At 70.6% G+C, this 15,925-nt stretch carries 12 protein-coding genes and 1 pseudogene; 6 read left to right on the plus strand and 7 right to left on the minus strand.

Annotated elements, in window-relative coordinates; genetic code table 11:
• Positions 1-209: 209 nt before the first annotated feature.
• The 3 genes and pseudogenes from WT16_RS28985 to WT16_RS28995 form a co-directional block, all read right to left on the minus strand.
• Positions 210-686 (minus strand): annotated as a pseudogene (locus WT16_RS28985) (ThiF family adenylyltransferase); the annotation flags it as partial.
• Between the two features lie 164 nt (positions 687-850).
• Positions 851-1,621: an aminotransferase class I/II-fold pyridoxal phosphate-dependent enzyme gene (locus WT16_RS33315; protein ID WP_197486523.1), complete on the minus strand. Its 771-nt coding sequence runs from the start codon at positions 1,619-1,621 to the stop codon at positions 851-853.
• Positions 1,605-2,558: an AraC family transcriptional regulator gene (locus WT16_RS28995; protein ID WP_063534814.1), complete on the minus strand. Its 954-nt coding sequence runs from the start codon at positions 2,556-2,558 to the stop codon at positions 1,605-1,607. The genes WT16_RS33315 and WT16_RS28995 overlap by 17 nt, the downstream gene beginning before the upstream one ends.
• A gap of 423 nt (positions 2,559-2,981) precedes the next feature.
• Here WT16_RS28995 and WT16_RS29000 point away from each other — a divergent pair, with 423 nt between their 5' ends.
• The 5 genes from WT16_RS29000 (at position 2,982) to WT16_RS29020 (ending at position 10,746) form a co-directional block, all read left to right on the plus strand.
• Complete coding sequence (locus WT16_RS29000; RefSeq protein ID WP_063534815.1) at positions 2,982-3,404, plus strand: methyltransferase; 423 nt, start codon at positions 2,982-2,984, stop codon at positions 3,402-3,404.
• Between the two features lie 76 nt (positions 3,405-3,480).
• Entirely contained in the window at positions 3,481-5,220 is a 1,740-nt protein-coding gene (locus tag WT16_RS29005; protein WP_063534816.1) for an ABC transporter ATP-binding protein, read from the plus strand.
• A complete protein-coding gene (locus tag WT16_RS29010) occupies positions 5,217-7,001 on the plus strand; it encodes an ABC transporter ATP-binding protein (RefSeq protein WP_063534817.1) in 1,785 nt (594 codons plus the stop codon). The genes WT16_RS29005 and WT16_RS29010 overlap by 4 nt, the downstream gene beginning before the upstream one ends.
• Positions 7,002-7,264: 263 nt before the next feature.
• Complete coding sequence (locus WT16_RS29015; RefSeq protein ID WP_063535001.1) at positions 7,265-9,460, plus strand: TonB-dependent receptor; 2,196 nt, start codon at positions 7,265-7,267, stop codon at positions 9,458-9,460.
• An 11-nt stretch (positions 9,461-9,471) separates the two neighbouring features.
• Positions 9,472-10,746, plus strand: coding sequence for an MFS transporter (locus WT16_RS29020; RefSeq protein WP_063534818.1), 1,275 nt, complete (start codon positions 9,472-9,474; stop codon positions 10,744-10,746).
• A gap of 22 nt (positions 10,747-10,768) precedes the next feature.
• Here the strand turns inward: WT16_RS29020 and WT16_RS29025 are convergent, their stop codons facing one another.
• From WT16_RS29025 to WT16_RS29040, 4 genes are read right to left on the minus strand one after another with little or no spacing between them, the layout of a single operon-like run.
• On the minus strand, positions 10,769-11,365 hold the full coding sequence (locus tag WT16_RS29025; protein WP_063534819.1) for a peroxidase-related enzyme: 597 nt from the start codon (positions 11,363-11,365) through the stop codon (positions 10,769-10,771).
• Positions 11,362-11,892, minus strand: coding sequence for a hypothetical protein (locus tag WT16_RS29030; RefSeq protein WP_063534820.1), 531 nt, complete (start codon positions 11,890-11,892; stop codon positions 11,362-11,364). Before WT16_RS29030 ends, WT16_RS29025 begins: the two co-directional genes overlap by 4 nt.
• A 45-nt stretch (positions 11,893-11,937) precedes the next feature.
• Positions 11,938-13,362 carry an NAD(P)/FAD-dependent oxidoreductase gene (locus tag WT16_RS29035; protein WP_006027140.1) on the minus strand — a complete coding sequence of 475 codons (1,425 nt, stop codon included), beginning with the start codon at positions 13,360-13,362 and terminating at the stop codon, positions 11,938-11,940.
• Positions 13,359-14,363, minus strand: coding sequence for a LysR family transcriptional regulator (locus tag WT16_RS29040; RefSeq protein WP_006027141.1), 1,005 nt, complete (start codon positions 14,361-14,363; stop codon positions 13,359-13,361). The genes WT16_RS29035 and WT16_RS29040 overlap by 4 nt, the downstream gene beginning before the upstream one ends.
• Positions 14,364-14,719: 356 nt before the next feature.
• Here WT16_RS29040 and WT16_RS29045 point away from each other — a divergent pair, with 356 nt between their 5' ends.
• Complete coding sequence (locus WT16_RS29045) at positions 14,720-15,913, plus strand: ABC transporter substrate-binding protein (RefSeq protein WP_063534821.1); 1,194 nt, start codon at positions 14,720-14,722, stop codon at positions 15,911-15,913.
• The last annotated feature ends 12 nt before the right edge of the window (positions 15,914-15,925 follow it).

Here is a 15,925-nt window from a genome sequence, read left to right on the forward strand (position 1 = left end):
CAGGCGGGTATTCCCTAGGGTCTGTTTATATACGGAACGCATGTGCGTTCCGCTTCTTACCAGACCCTAGGTGCGGGGCGAGGGCGAGCAAGTGCTGGCAGAGATTGGGCGGATGCGGGGTGGTGCGGGCGCGTGTCGGCGGAGTCGGGGTATGACCAAGATTCGTTATTATGCGCTGCAGAGCATAAACGCTCATCCCGGCCGACCCTCACGTAGGTTTTGCCGGCCAGCACGCAGGCGTCGTTGACGAGGTAGCGCGTCGCGAAGTTGTCGGTGCCGTCGACGATCAGGTCGTACTGCGAGAACAGCGCGATCGCGTTGTCGTTGTCGAGCCGCTCGTCATGCAGCCGCACGTCGACGTGCGGATCGAGCGCGACGATCGGGTTGCGCGCGCTGGCCGTCTTCGGCATGCCGACCGTCGACATCCGGTGGATCACCCGCCGCTGCAGGTTCGATACGTCGACGCGGTCGAAATCGATCACGCCGAGCGTGCCGCCCCCCGCGGCGGCGAGATAGAGCAGCGCGGGCGAGCCGAGGCCGCTCGCGCCGACCACGGGCACGCGGGCGGCCTTCAGGCGCTGCTGGCCGGTCAGGCCGAGTTCCGGCAGCAGGACATGCCGGCTGCAGCGGGTCAGTTCGTCGCCGGACAGCGGCGCGAGCGTCGTAACGAGAGGCGGTAGTTTCATGGCGGATCGTCGGTAGGCGGTTGAACGGAATGACGGGGAGCGGGGCGTGCTCATGTGGCGTCGTGCCCGGCAGGCTCTCCGAGCACGCGCACGAGCGCCTCTTTCAGCGCGTCCATCTCGTCGCGCGTGCCGATCGTGATGCGCATCCAGTTCGGCATGTCGGGTCAACTGCGTTCGACATGCACGCCGCGCGCGGCGAACCAGCGGATCAGGTCGTCGCGGCCGGCCGCCGTGTATGCCTTGCGCTCGCCGAGCCGGTCGCGCAGCGCAAGGCTCGCGAGGGCCGCGGCGGCGGCCGGCACCGACACGTCGTGCGGCGGCATGGTGTGGATGCACCCGATGGCATCGGGTTGCGCAACCGCATAGCCGAGCCGCAGGCCGGCCATCCCGTAGATCTTCGAGAACGTGCGCGCGACGATCAGCCCCAGGTCCGTACGTACCGCGTCGAGCATCGACGGTTCGTCGCTGTATTCGATGTACGCCTCGTCGACGAGCACGGTCGTGCCGGGCCGGCGGTCGCTCAGCAGGCGTCGCAGCGCGTCGTGCGGGGTCACGGTGCCGGTCGGGTTGTTCGGGTTGGCGACGTAGATCAGTCCGCGCGGCGCCGCCTCGCACATCGCGGCAACGTCGTGCGCGCCGTCCGCGCGAAGCGGTGCGCGGCGCACGGGCCGGTTCGCGAGCGTCGCGTAATGCAGCGCGCGATTCGAGCCCGGTACAGCGACACCCAGCCGGTGGGCACGTCGTGCGCGGCGGCGATCGCTTCGCGCAGCCGTTCGACGAGCGGGAACTGGTAGCGGCCCGCCTCGGCGAGCGCGCGCGGCGGCGGCTTCGGCTTCGTCGAACGGGCCGAACGGCGATTCGTTGAGGTTCAGGAAGATCTCGCGCCGGCCGGCGGCGCGGGCGGGTGCGGCATGCAGGTCAGTCGTGGCTGGCACATTCGGCGGATCGGGGGAGGGCTCGGCAGGATCGGTTGCCGAGGACGGATTTCGGCGTGCATCCGAAGAAACGCGTGAACGCGGCGCTGAGATTGCTCGGATGCTGGTAGCCGACGCGATAGGCTGTCTCGGCCACCTGGTGGCCGGCTTCGAGCAGTTCCTGCGCGCGGTGCATCCGCAGTTCGAGCAGGTGCTGCGCGGGGCTCGTGCCGTAGGCCTGGCGGAAGCACTCCTTCAGCTTGTATTCGCTGATGCCGAGCGAGGCCGACAGGTACGCGTTGTTGAGCGGCTTGTCGAGGTGCGCACGCATGAATGCCTCGACGTGCGCGAGCTTGTCGAGGTCGCGCGCGCCGAGGCGACCGGTTCGCACGGGTGCCGGTGCGATCGTGTGCAACTGGTCGGCGAGCAGGCTCAGCGCGTGGATGCGCAGGCTCAGGCCGTCCCGCTGCAGCAGGTCGGGGTCGCGGAAGAAGCGCAGATGCGGGCTCGTGCCGTTCGCCATGAATGCAACTTGCCGGAATCCTTCGAAATGGCCGAGCATCGGGCCGAGCAGCTCGCGGCAACGGTCCTCGCCGACGAAGCTCGACAGCGTGCTTTCCGATACGACGAGCCGCAGTTGCCGCACGAACTGGTTCGCCGCGAAGCGGCGTTCGCCGCCGCCGCTGCGGAACACCGACGCCGTCGTGTGACCGGACGAGAACGGCAGGCGTTCGCCGCGCCGGTCGCAGAACTCGGAGTCGCCTTCGAGCCCGATCGCGACGACGAGCTGGCGTTCGGCGCCGTCGTGGCTGCAGGCCTCGGTCAGCTCGCGCTCCGACAGCACGCTCGAGCGCACGACCGAGAAGCCGGGCTCGCAATTCAGGCGTTCGACCGCGTAGCTGCCGCATTCGGCGTCCCCGCGTGCGACGGTCCAGGTCTGGTTTGGGGTGACGTCCATTGCGGACGCGCTGGGCATGGTCAGTGCGTGCATCCGAACAACTCCTCTCAGGTTCTCCACGGCAGACCGGGCGTCTCGTATGAGTCTCAGGCGCCTCGGTGGCCGCAAGACTAGCTACAAAGTTTTTGGGATGGAACGGCTTCACCCGGCCTGCATATGAAATTCGCCGATATCCATATGAAATGAGAATGATTCTCATTAATACGTAAAATATCATTGTGGATGTCGACCATCAACCGATGGCGTGGCTGCCGGACAGGCGGGAAGCGGTGCGTTTCCTCCGCTCGGGGCTAGATCAATATCCATGCCTATGACATACGTTGAACGAAATGCCGCGAGGCTCGCGGCCGGCGCGCCCGTGTCCGATGCGCTGCTGCAGGCCGCGACCGGCATGACGGGCTGGCAAGCGCGTGCGGCGCGCGCGTGGCGGCCGCTCGGCGTCGACTGCGTGTCGAATTCGGTGTCGAGGCGCGCGCGCGGTTCGTCGGCGGCGACCTGTTCGACGTCGAGATTCCGGGGCAGTACGACCTCGTCATCATGAGCCAGATCCTCCATCACTTCGACGAGGACGCATGCCGCCGGCTGCTCGCGCGCGCATGCAGCCTCCTCGCCCCCGGTGGGCGGATCGCGGTCTGCGATTTCATGATCTCCGACGCGCCGCCCGCGAGCGAGCCCGTGCCGCGCCTGTTTGCCGCACAGATGCTCGGGCTTACGCAGGCGGGCGATTGCTATCCGGTCGCCGCGGTCAGGGCGTTGCTCGCCGAGCAGGGGCTCGTCGACGTCATGGCCACGCCGCTGAAGGGCGTACCGGTGCACTGCGTGACGGGCGACCGCGCGGCCGGCTGACCGGCGCGTCGCATCCATGCCATTGCGGCGCGGCGCGAGCCGCATCGATCAGGTATCCAGACGAAGGAGAAATCAGATGCAACCTCAGTTGTGGCGGCTCGCGGGAGTCGTCTATGCCGATATCGCGGCGAACGTCGCGATCGGGCTGGCCGTCACCGCGTGCCACGCGGCCCAGGCGCTGTGTCTCGCGCTCGGGATCGCGGCCGTGCTGTCGGGCGCGCCGCCGTCGGGCGTGTTCGGCTGGGCGCTTGGCTTCGCGGCGTTCGCGCTCGTGCGGATCGCGCTGATGTGGGCCGGTGAAGTCGCGGCGCTGCGCACCGCGAGCCGCACCAAGGCGCGGCTGCGCGCGCGGTTGCTGCCGCAGGCGCTGGCACTCGGCGCGGACGGCGGCGCGGGCCGTACCGCCGAACTGCAGAACACCATCGTCGGCGGCGTCGAGGCGCTCGAGACGTATTACGGTCGCTACATCCCGGCCGTTTGCGTCGCGCTCGTCGGCTGTACCGGCGTGATCGGCGCCGTCGCGTGGCTCGATCCGCTGTCCGCCGGCGTGCTCGCCGTCTGCGTGCTGGCGGTACCCGTGGTCGACCGTGTGTGGCTGCGGCTGTGCCGGCCGAAGGCCTCGGGGCTGATGGCGTCGATGGGGCGTTTCGGCGCGACGATGCTCGACAGCCTGCAGGGCATCGTCACGCTGAAGGCGTTCGACGCGGCCGGTACGCGCCGCGCGGCGCTGGTCGCCGCGGCGGCCGAATTGCGCCGCGAAGCGATGGGGATTCTTTACGCCACACTGATGCGCAACGGCGTGACGGGCCTGTTCGGGCTCGGCTGCATCGCGCTGGTCGCGGCGCTCAACGCGTCGCGCGCGGCGTCGGGCGCGCTGCCTGCGACGACCGCGCTGATCACGCTGTTCCTGGCGCGCGAGGCGTTCCGGCCGGTCGACCGGCTCGACAAGACGTTCCATATCGCGTGGGGCGCCGCGAGCGCGGCCGCGCCGGTCGCTGCGCTGCTCGACGCCGAACCGCCGGTGCGCGAGCCTGCGTCGCCGCGCGCGCCGGGCGCGCGCTCGGACGTCGCGTTCGACGACGTGACGTTCGCATGGCCGGGCAGCGATCGTCCCGCGCTCGAGCGCGTGTCGCTCGCGGTCGGCGAGCGCGAATTCGTCGGCGTCGTCGGGCCGTCGGGCGCCGGCAAGTCGACACTCGGCGCGCTGCTGATGCGGATGGCCGATCCGCAGCGCGGCGCCGTGCGGATCGGTGGCGTCGACCTGCGCGACCTGCCGCTGGCGGCGATGCGCGCGCAGATCAGCGCGGTGTTTCAGGACATCGTGCTGTTCCACGGCAGCATCGAAGACAACCTGCGATTCGCGCGTCCCGACGCGGACGCGCAAGCGATCCGCGACGCGGCGCGCGTCGCGCACATCCACGATTTCATTGAAAGTTTGCCGCATGGCTATGCGACCGCGGTCGGCGAGCGCGGCGCGCAACTGTCGGGCGGCCAGCGGCAGCGGCTCGCGATCGCGCGCGCGTGGCTGAAGGGCGCGCCGGTGCTGCTGCTCGATGAGGCGACCTCGAACGTCGATCCGGCGAGCGAGCAGGCGATCCAGGCGTCGATCGAGGCGTTCGCCGGGCAGCGCGCGCTCGTCGTGATCGCGCATCGCCTCGCGACGGTGCGGCACGCGGACCGGATCGTCGTCGTCGACGGCGGCCGGATCGTCGAGGAAGGCAATCACGACACATTGACGGCGCGCGGCGGACTGTATGCGCGCCTGCTGGCCGCGCAGGATGCGCAGGCCGGCGCATCGCAGGAGAAAACCGCATGAGCACGACCTCGACAACGATCCGCGACCGCGCGGCGGCGCCGCGCGACGACGCGCCGCGCGCGCGCAGCGGATGGGCGGACTTGATGCGGCTAGCGGGCGGGCAGGAACGGCTGATGGCGCTGACGATCGTCGCGACGGTTCTCGCACAGGGCGGGATGGTCGCGACGCTCGCGACCTGCGCGTGGCTGGTGGGGATGGCGGTCACGGGCGCGGGCGCCGCACAGTGGCAGCCTGGCCTGTGGGTGCTCGCCGCGGCGGTGGCCGCGGGCGCAGGCGGCCGCTGGTGGCAGGCGCACGTGTCGCACGAATTCGCGTTCGCGCTGATCGAGACGATGCAGATCGGCATCTACGACGGGCTCGAACGCGCGGCGCCCGGTTCCGTGGCCGGGCGCCGCACGGGCGAACTCGCGGCGACGGCGACGCGCGACGCGCAGGCGATGGAGCATTTCTTCGCGCACACGCTCGCCGACGCGATCGCAGCGGGCGTCGTCCCGCTGCTGGCGCTCGTGGCGCTCGCGTTCGTGCAGCCGTGGCTGACGCTTGCGCTGCTGCCGTTCCTGCCGCTGCTCGCCTCGGTGCCGTTCTGGCTCGGCGATCGCGCGCACCGCCAGGGCCGCAAGCTCGCGGAAGCGGCTGCGCGGCTCGACGCCGACGTGATCGAAGGGATCCAGGGGCGCAAGGAGATCGCGCTGTTCGGCCAGGCGCGCGCATGGCTCGACCGCGTCGCGTCGCGCGTGGCCGAGATGGAGGACGAGCAGCGCCGCTACGGCGTGCGCGCGGGGCTCGAGCAGGCCGCGATCGAACTGCTGCAGGCATGTGCGCTGCTCGCCGCGCTCCTGACCGGCGCGGTGCTCGTCCAGAGCGGGCTGCTCGGCGGCGCGTTGCTGCCGTGCGCGGTCGTGCTGGTCGGCGCCGCGTTGATCCCGCTTGCCGAAGTTGCGCAGGCCGCGCGCAAGCTCGGCGAGCTGAAGGCCGGCGCCGAGCGCATTCTCGCGATCCAGCGGCAGCCCACGCAGATCGTCGACCACGGCAGCGCGGAACCGGCCGATGCGACGGTGCGCTTCGAACAGGCCGCCTTCGCGTACGACGGCGCGCGCGCGCCGGCGCTGCGCGGTGTCGATCTCGACGTGAAGCCGGCCGAGACGGTCGCGCTCGTCGGTGCGTCGGGAGCGGGCAAGAGCACGTGTGTGAGCCTGCTGCTGCGCTTCCGGGACGTGCAGTCGGGACGCGTGACGCTCGGCGGCGTCGACGTGCGCGACATCCCGGTCGCGCGGCTGCGGCAGCTCGTGTCGGTGGTGCCGCAGGACGTGTACCTGTTCGACGATTCCATCGCGAACAACATCCGCCTCGGGCGGCCGGAGGCGAGCGACGCGGACATCGAGCAGGCCGCGCGCGACGCGCAGGCTCACGACTTCATCGCCGCGTTGCCGAACGGCTATGACACGCGCTGCGGCGAGCGCGGCGCGCGGCTGTCGGGCGGCCAGCGGCAGCGGATCGCGATCGCGCGCGCACTGTTGCGCGACAGTCCCGTGCTCGTGCTCGACGAAGCGTCGTCGAGCCTCGACACCGAAAGCGAGTGCGCGTTCCACGACGCGCTCGCGCGGCTGCGCCGGCATCGCACGGTGCTGATGATCGCGCACCGGCCGTCGACGATCCGCCAGGCCGACCGCATCGTCGTGCTCGACGAAGGCCGCGTCGTCGAGCAGGGTACGCACGCCGAACTCGTCGCGCGCGACGGACGCTATGCGCGCCTGATTGCCAGCGATGCCGGGCACGCGTGAATCGCGTCGCCCATTGCAACCACCACTATCACCACGCTTCACGGGGTTCGCGACGAGGCCGCTGCCGGCCGGTCGCGAACGGAGCATCAGCAGGGGAAGGCTTCATGAGTCGTCGTTGCTGTCGTACCGCCCGGACTCGCCGGGCGATTTCTCGTATCGCTTCACCGGATCGATTCGCCGTTCAATTCTTCCGTTCACGGAACGTTTCACCGGTCGGCGTCGCGGAATCCGCCGATGCCGGGTTGCGCTGCAAGGTCCCGTCGATGCTGCCGCTGTCGCTTGCGCTGGCTGCCGCGTTGGCGCCGACGCCGTCCGCGCACGCGGCTGAAACGGCGACGCTGGCCGCGGCCCGGCCGTCAACTGCCGCTTCGTCCGATCCGGCCGACGGCTCGCAGCTCGAAGCGGTGACGATCACCGCGCGCCGTCACAGCGAATCGCAGCAGAAGGTGCCGGTCAGCGTGACGGCCGTGAGCGGTGCGGATCTCGCGGTCGATGCGGCGCCGTCGGCCGGCAACGCGGGCCTGGCGCGCTCGGTGCCGAACCTCGCGTTCGCCGATATCGGCGCGACCTATGCGAACGTGTTCAGCATTCGCGGCGTCGGCTCCTTCATGCCGCTCGCGGCCGACGACGAATCGGTCGTGATGTACGTGAACGACGTGCCGCGCGCGACCACGGGCGCGCCGCCGACCTTCATGGACGTCGACCGCGTCGAGGTGCTGCGCGGCCCGCAGGGCACGCTGTTCGGCCGCAACACGCAGGGTGGCGCGATCAACGTGATCACGAGGCAGCCGACCTTCAAGCGCGAATTCTCGGCCACTGCGGAAACCGGCACGCACGGCCGCTGGCTCGGCGAGGTGATCGGCAACGGGGCGGTGTCGGACGATGTCGCCGCGCGCGTCGCGGTACGGATGTCGAACCTGAACGGCAACGTGCCGAACCTCGCGACGGGCGGCGCCGACGGGCGCGTGAAGATCGGCGCCGCGCGCGGCACGGTGCTGTGGGTGCCCGACGACCGTACGTCGGTCACGGTGTCGGGCTTTGTCGACCGGACCGAGACCACCGCGCCGCGCTTCGTGATGCTGCAGAACCGCGATTTTCCGCAGGTCGAGCTGAATCCGTCGACGTACAGTCGCTGGCGCGACGCGGGCGGCAGCGTGCGGGTCGACCGCGAGTTCGAGCGCGTCAGGCTCACGTCGCTGACGAGCTACCAGGATTCGCGCAACGTCCAGCAGTTCGACCTGACCGACGGGCTCATCTATTCGGCGCTGTCGAAGCGGCCGGCGACCGCGTTCGACGTGCCGGGCGCGGACTACACCGAGATGCATTTCGGCGAAACGACGTTCCAGCAGGAGGTACGGGTGAGTTCGCGCGACGACAGCCCCGTGATGTGGACGGCCGGGCTCAACTATTTCCATTCGCGCTTCACGAACGACACGTCGGCGGTTGCGTCGCCGGCCGCGTTCAATTTCGTGACGACGCAGAACGGCCAGCAGCACAACCGCATCAATACCGACAGCGTGTCGCTGTTCGGCGAGGCGAGCTGGCCGCTCACGGCGCGCCTGAAGGCGATCACGGGCGTGCGCGCGACCTGCGAGCGCAAGGACGCGCGCTATGCGTTCGACGGCAACGGCAACCCGAAGGTCGTGAGCCGGTTCCGCGAGGAGGACAGCCTGAGCGACACGTTCGTCACAGGCCGCGCGGGCCTGACGTTCGACTGGACCGATACGCTGATGACCTATGCGACCGTGTCGCGCGGCGAGGCGTCGGCCGGGTTCCCGGCCGTGACCGTGAACGGGCCGCAAGGCAGGCGCGAGTCGTCGTTCCCGGCGTCGACGAGCTGGACCTACGAGCTCGGCTTCAAGTCGCTGTGGCTCGACCGGCGGCTCAGCGTCGACGGTTCGGTGTTCTACAACGACGTGAAGAACGGCCACCTCGTTGCGTTCTTCCCGTCGAACGGGTTGTTCATGCCTGCGTCGCTCGACTACCGGACCTACGGCGCGGAGCTCGAACTCGGCGCGAAGGTGTCGCGCTACGTGCGGTTGACGGCGGGGCTCGGCTATACGCAGGGCGAACTGCGCTCGGTGCCCGCCGGCGATGTGACGGGCGCGCGGTCGGGCAACCGGTTGCCGAACGTACCGCGCACGACGGCCAACCTCGGCGTGCACGGCGAACTGCCTGGCGGCGCGGTCGGCATGCCGGGACGCTTCAACGCGGACGCGGCGTGGCAATTCGTCGGCTCGCGCGCGGTCGACGTGCGCAACAGCTTCAATCTCGCCGCGTACAGCGTGGTCAACCTGCGGGTCGGCTGGACGTACCGGAACTGGACGCTGTACGGCTTCGCGGAGAACCTGCTCGACCGCCGCTACGTCGTCGCGGGGCAGAGCTGGGCGCCGGGCGTCGGATCGGTGCGCGTCGGCCAGCCGCGCGTCGTCGGCATCGGCATCACGACGCAGCTTTGACAGGAGATCACATGAGCGAACCGCATCGTCTCGCCGGCGATCGATCGCCGGCCGTTGCGCAGGTGCCCGGCATCGCGCGCGTGCTCACGGTCGTCGCGATCCTCTACATCGCGATCGGCAGCGTGCTCGGCTTCGTGCAGGGCGGCCTCGGGCCGATCCTGCGCGCGCAGGGCGTGACGCTGGCGTCGCTGCAATGGGTCTATGCGCTGTATCTGCCTTTCGGCGTCGCGTTTCTGTGGGCCCCGTGGCTCGACGCGCGGCGGCTGCGCCGGCTCGGGCACCGGACCGGCTGGATCGTCGCGGCGCAGGGCGTCGCGGTCGTCGCAACGCTCGGCATCGCGGCGTTGCCGGGTGCGCCCGTCGCGTGGTTGTTCGCGCTCGGGCTCGTCGCGACGGCGGCCGTCGCGACGATGGACCTGTCGCTCGACGCGTTGACGGTCGAGCAGACGCCGCCGTCGGGGCGGACGCTCGTCGCGGCCGCGAAGATGGGCGGGATGGCGTTCGGCCTGCTGCTGGGCGGCGGCGCGCTCGTGTGGGCGTATCCGTCGGCCGGCTGGCGGCTCACGTTCGCGCTGCTGGCTGCGATCCTCGCCGTGTCGCTGTTGCCGGTCGCGCTGCTGGTCGCGGCCGATCGCGCGGCGCCGCGCATCGCGAACCGGTCGCTGCCGGGGTGGCGCGATGCACTGCGCGACGCGCCGACGCGGGCGCGGCTGCTCGCGACGATCGCGCTGACCGTGATGCTGATGCTGCTGTTCAACTTCAACCGGCTGCTGCTGGTCGATCTCGGCCTGCCGCTGCAGCGGATCGGCGCGCTGCTCGGCACGCTCGTGCCGGCCGCGAACCTCGCGGCGGCGGTGGCGACCGGCTGGGCCGCGCGCCGCTGGCGGCCGGCGACGATCTGTGCGACGGGTGCCACGGCCTGCGTCGCGAGCGTCGCCGTGCTGGCGGTCGCCGCCGCGCGCGGCGATGCGGCGCTGGCCACGACGGCGGCGGTGCTGGTCGGCGCGGCCAGCGCATGGACCTTCATCAGCATCGGCGGTGCCATTCTCGGCTGGGCGGCCGGCCGCCAGCCGGCGACCGTCTATGCGCTGTTCTACAGCAGTGGGCGGCTCGTCGGCACGTTCGGTCTGCTCGGGATGCCGAAGCTGATCGCGACGGTGGGCTGGCCGGCGTTCTATGCGGGCGCGGGTGTCGCGTTCGCGCTGGCGGCGGCGGTGTTTCTCGCGTTGCTGGCGCGCGGCTGCGCGGTGCCGGCGGAGCCGGGGCGGTGCGGCCGCGCAGCTTGAGGGCCGGCCCAGGCGGGCGCGTTCACGCGGATCGCTCGCCCGCTGCGGGAAACACCGGCTCCCCGAGCGTCAGCATCAACCGGTTCGCCCACGCGAAAATCGCGATCGCATGCGACAGGTCGAGAATGTCCTCATGCGTGAGCCCTTCGGCTTCGAGCGCGGCGATGTCGTTGGCGTCGACCGTATCGGGGCGTTCGGTCAGCGCGATCGCGTAACGCACGATTGCGCGTTCGCGTGGCGTCGTGCCGGCGGAGGCCGGATCGTCGAACACCTGTTCGATCGCGTCGGTGCGCTTCGCGAGCTGCGCGAAGCGCTGCGCATGCACCGACGCGCAATACACGCAGCCGTTCACGCGCGACACGGCCGTGCTCGCGAGTTCGCGCTCCGCGCGCGGCAGGCCGCCGGGGCCGTACATGATCGCGTTGAACACGCCCGAGCGCTGCCGCAGAATCTCCGGCTGGTGGACGAGCAGCAGGTAGTAGTCGGACGTCTTCGCGTGCGGATGGCTTGCTTCGAGCACCGCGATCTGATCGGGTGTCGCGGCATCCAGCGGCACCGTGTCGAGCCACGCGCGCCAGCCAAGCGTGCCGGACGTGAAGCCGTGGGCGGGCGTCGTCATGCGGCCTCCTCGGTCGCGCGTGCGTGCAATGCCAGCGCGGCCGCCGCGACGCGCACCTGATAGGCAACGAACGCCACGAGCTGCGACAGCGCGACGATCGCGGGCGTCGTGAGGCCGGCCGATTTCAGCGCGCCGAGATCGGATGCGCGCGCGTAGACGGGGGAGAGCGTCACGCGCTTCGCATGCACGAGGATCGCGCCGAGGCGTCGAGGCAGCGCGTCGAACGCCTCCGCATCGACACGTTCGACGTCGTCCGGCGTGCCGCCTGCGTCGATCAGCCGGGCGCGATATACCTCGGCCAACACATGCGCATTCGACTTCCGCGCGACATATCGCGCGGCATGCAGCCGCTCGACCAGGGAAAGCTCGGGCAACGCAGGATCGAACAGCGCCGCTTCGCTCAACTGCGCATGCAACAGCACCTTGCCGCGCGTGCGCCGCAGCGCCGCGACCGCATCGCCGTCGCGCAGGCCGGCCACCGCGTCGATCGTGTCCGGCACGGCGGCCGGCGTGATGGAGTCAGTCATCGTTTCGGTTTTCCTTCTTCGTCCAGTTGATCGATGGGCGCGCGTTCACGCATCGGCGTCGCGCCACTCGTCGCCTTGCAGCTCCGCGTGCGCATACGCGACGAGCGCGTCGTAGTGGCGATCGCGATCGGCGTCGAACAGCCGGCTCGCGATGCCGCGCGCGAGCCGTTCGGCGCCCGCGCTGATCGCGGGAATGTCGCCGGACAGCTTGCCGTGGCTCAGGCTCGCCGCGTGATTGAAGCAATGGATCCGCGTGACGGCCGGGCACGCGCCGGGCTCGCGCTCCTGAAACGCGAATGCGGGGCCGAGGTCGGGCGACTCGGCCAGCTCGTCGAGCCACGCGCCCGGTTCCGGCCGATAGCGATCCTTCCAGCGCCGCACGTGCGCGCCGAACGCGGCGAATTCCGCACGCGTCGTCCAGTCCGAATGAAAGCCCGTCGCGAAGATCAGAAAGTCGATCTCGTAGCGCCCGCGCGGCGTCGTCACTTCAAGGCCGTCCGCGCGTTCCGCGAGCGTCTCGATCGGGCTTGCGGCGTGGAAATGCGCATGGCCGTGCCGCGACACGCGCAGCACGCTGTCGCGCGGCGGCGGCGTCTGCGACGTCAACGCGTAGTGCATGAAGCGCCACTTCGTCGCATCGTCGAGATCGGCGTAGCCGTGCACGAGGCCCGGGCTGCCGATGCCGGTCAGCTTGTTGATGCGCGGAATGTCCGCACGGCGGAAGAACAGGTCGACGCGCGCGGCGCCGGCTTCGAGCGCTGCGCCCGCGTTGTCGAACGCGGATGCGCCCGCGCCGACCACGCCGACGCGCTTGCCGGCCAGCGCCGCGAAATCGATCGGCTCGGATGAATGCGCCCAGCGCGTGCGCGGCGCGCGTTGCGCGACGGGCGGCACGTACGGGCCGCCGAGCCCGTCGCGGCCGGTGGCGAGCACGACGTGCCGCGCGAGGAGCGTCCGCGCTTCGCCGCTGCCGCGCACGTCGAGCGCGAGCAGCCCGTCGTCGCGCGGGCGCAGCGCGGCAAGCGTGGTGTCGTTGCGCACCGGCAGGTCGAGCACGCGCCGGTACCAGCGCAGGTAGTCCATCCATTGCATGCGCGGAATCTTGTAGAGCGCGTCCCACGCGTCGCGGCCGTACTGCGCTTCGAACCACGCGCGGAACGTCAGCGCGGGCAGGCCGAGCGCGGGGCCCGCGAGCTGCTTCGGCGAACGCAGCGTCTCCATCCGCGCGAACGTGACCCACGGGCCTTCGTAGCCGGCCGGCGCGCGATCGATCACGCACTGGTTGTCGATGCCGAGCAGGCGCAGTTCGGCGGACGCCGCGAGCCCCGCCATCCCGCCGCCGACGATCGCGACGTCGAGCACGCGCGTGCCGTCGGCCTCGCGCGGCGGCACCCACGACGGGGCAGGCAGGTCGAGCCAGCGCAGGTCCTGCGCGAGCCGCGCTTCAAGTGCGTCGAGCGGCGTCGTCATGCGGCCTCCGGGCGGGTGCGGCGCGTCCGGGCGGTGCGCGGCGTGCGCTCGCTGCGCAGCCGCTCGCCGCGCAGCAGCGCATCGTGCGCGGCGGCGTCGTGAAAGATCACGTCGTCGAGCAGCGCGCGCGTCGTGCGATGCAGTGCGTCGAGCAGCGCATCGACGGCCGCGGTGCGCGCCTTGCCGGCCGGCGTCGCGACGCCGAACGCGAACGGAATGTCCACGTCGAGCGGGCGTGCGACGACGCCGTCCATCGGCAGCGCGACGCCCGTGGCCGGATCGACGATGCCGATCCCGACGCCCGCGCGCGCGGCCATCACCGCATTCAGCGACGCATTGGTTTCGATGAACACGCGCGCGTCGACGCGCGCGGCCGCGAATGCCGCGTCGATCCGCTGGCGCAGCCGGTGCCGGTTCGCGACCGTCACGATGCGGCGGCGCGCGAGATCGCGCAGCGCGATGCGCGGCTTCGCCGCGAGCGGATCGCCGACGGGCAGCACGGCCACGCACGGCGTCTGCGCGATCCAGTGCACGTCGAGCCCCGCGTGCGCCATCGGCAGCGTGACGACGCCGACGTCGGCCGTGCCGGCCAGCACTTCATGCACGACGTGCTCGGCCGATTCGCTGCGCAACTGGTAGTGCGGCGCGTGCGCGCCGTCGGGCAGTGCGGCGAGCGCGGCCGGCACGAGCGTGGCCGCGAGCGCGGGCGTGGCCGCGATGCGCACCGGCTCGGCCGTCTCGTTGCCGATCGCACGGGCACGGGCCTCGATTGCGCGCAGCCCGATCAGCGAGCGCTCGACTTCCTCGTACAGCAGGAACGCGCGCCGCGTCGGCGTGACGCGCGGGCCGTGCCGGTCGAACAGCGCGTAGCCGAGATCGGCCTCGAGCTCCTGGATCTGCCGCGTGACGGCCGGCTGCGAGCGGCCGAGCAGTGCGGCTGCGCCGGTCACGCTGCCGGCCGACATGACCGCGGAAAAGGCTTCGAGTTGATGCAGCTCCATGACGCGTTCCGATGATGCAATTTGCGCATTGTAGGAGTGCGAGTATGCGAAATTCATATAATGATTTTTGCTATCGACAGCGCGAAAACTGCGAAGCGGGCCGGCGCGGCGAACGCCGGATGTGCGCGCATGCGCAACCGGCGGGCCCGACGTCGGCCGAGAAACGGCAATCGAATCAATGCGATGCGATGTATGCCCGCGCCTCGCGCGATGCCGGATTCGAACGCGGCTGCTGGTGCGCGGCCCGCGCTGCGCGTCGCCCGCAATATCGATATGCGCAAAACTTCGTTGGATCGACCTGAACCGGATGGTTACATGCCCTCACTCTTTTCGACTGACTGACGTTTGGGGGATGCATGAACGTTTCGGGGAACGGCGCACGCGGCGGATGGCGGCGCGTGCTGGGCACGGTGGCGGCACTTGCCGCCGCATGGGGATTGTCGACGGGCGTCGCGCTGGCCGCCGGCGTGTCGGGCGAGCCGGTGGTGATCGGCGTGAGCGGGCCGCTCACCGGCCAGGATGCGCAGTACGGCGAGCAGTGGAAGCGCGGCTTCGATCTCGCGCTCGACGAGATCAACGGCGGCGGCGGCATTCACGGCCGGCCGCTCGCCGTCGACTTCCAGGACAGCCGCAGCGACCCGCGTCAGGCGGTGGCGATCGCGCAGAAGTTCGTCGCCGATCCGCGCGTCGTGATCGAGCTCGGCGATTTCTCGAGCGCGACGTCGATGGCCGCGTCGCCGATCTACCAGCGCGGGCAACTGATCCAGTTCGGCTTCACGAACTCGCATCCGGATTTCACGAAGGGCGGCGACTATCTGTGGAGCACCGCGCTGAGCCAGGCCGAGGAGCAGCCGCTGCTCGCGCGCTACGCGGTGAAGGAACTCGGCTTCAAGCGGATCGCGGCGCTGTACCTGAACACCGACTGGGGCCGCACCAGCAAGGACATCTTCGCGAAGGCGGTGGCCGGGCTCGGCGCGCAGGTCGTCGCGGCCGAAGGCTATCAGCCGGCGGAGAAGGATTTCCGCCCGACGCTCGTGCGGATCGGCGCATCGAAGCCCGATTCGATCGTGCTGATTTCGTACTACGCGGACGGCGCGCAGATCGTGCGGCAGGCGCGCACGTCGGGCGTCACGCTGCCGATCGCGGCGGTCGGCTCCGTGTATTCGCCGAAATTCCTCGAGCTGGGCGGCGCGGCCGTCGACGGCGTCTATACGGAATCGAACTTCTTCCCGGCCGAGCCGCGCCCCGAGGTGCAGGCGTTCGTGCAGCGCTACCGCGCGAAATTCCATGCCGATCCCGATTCGTTCGTTGCGCGCGCATACGATGCGCTGATCCTGTCGGCCGAAGTGCTGCGCCGTTACGGCACGACGCGCCAGGCCGCGCACGACGGTTTCGCGAAAATCAGCGACGTGCCGAGCGTGATCTTCGGCAAGGTGCGCTTCGATCCCCAGACGCGTCGCGTCGCGGGCGCGCGCACCGTGTATCTCGTCGTGAAGCAGGGGCAGTGGGCGCTGTGGGACGGCGCGAAACCGCAGCTCGCCGCGCGCTGACCCTGAACCGCA

Source organism: Burkholderia sp. MSMB1589WGS, assembly GCF_001636105.1.
GTDB lineage: Bacteria > Pseudomonadota > Gammaproteobacteria > Burkholderiales > Burkholderiaceae > Burkholderia > Burkholderia humptydooensis.

Bases quoted from the DNA above. Each gene is read 5' to 3' on its own strand.
- WT16_RS29020 (WP_063534818.1), top strand. From the start codon at position 9,472: ATGAGCGAACCGCATCGTCTCGCCGGCGATCGATCGCCGGCCGTTGCG.
- WT16_RS29015 (WP_063535001.1), top strand. From the start codon at position 7,265: ATGCTGCCGCTGTCGCTTGCGCTGGCTGCCGCGTTGGCGCCGACGCCG.
- WT16_RS29035 (WP_006027140.1), bottom strand. From the start codon at position 13,362: ATGACGACGCCGCTCGACGCACTTGAAGCGCGGCTCGCGCAGGACCTG.
- WT16_RS29025 (WP_063534819.1), bottom strand. From the start codon at position 11,365: ATGACGACGCCCGCCCACGGCTTCACGTCCGGCACGCTTGGCTGGCGC.
- WT16_RS29030 (WP_063534820.1), bottom strand. From the start codon at position 11,892: ATGACTGACTCCATCACGCCGGCCGCCGTGCCGGACACGATCGACGCG.
- WT16_RS29040 (WP_006027141.1), bottom strand. From the start codon at position 14,363: ATGGAGCTGCATCAACTCGAAGCCTTTTCCGCGGTCATGTCGGCCGGC.
- WT16_RS29005 (WP_063534816.1), top strand. From the start codon at position 3,481: ATGCAACCTCAGTTGTGGCGGCTCGCGGGAGTCGTCTATGCCGATATC.
- WT16_RS29010 (WP_063534817.1), top strand. From the start codon at position 5,217: ATGAGCACGACCTCGACAACGATCCGCGACCGCGCGGCGGCGCCGCGC.
- WT16_RS29045 (WP_063534821.1), top strand. From the start codon at position 14,720: ATGAACGTTTCGGGGAACGGCGCACGCGGCGGATGGCGGCGCGTGCTG.
- WT16_RS28995 (WP_063534814.1), bottom strand. From the start codon at position 2,558: ATGGACGTCACCCCAAACCAGACCTGGACCGTCGCACGCGGGGACGCC.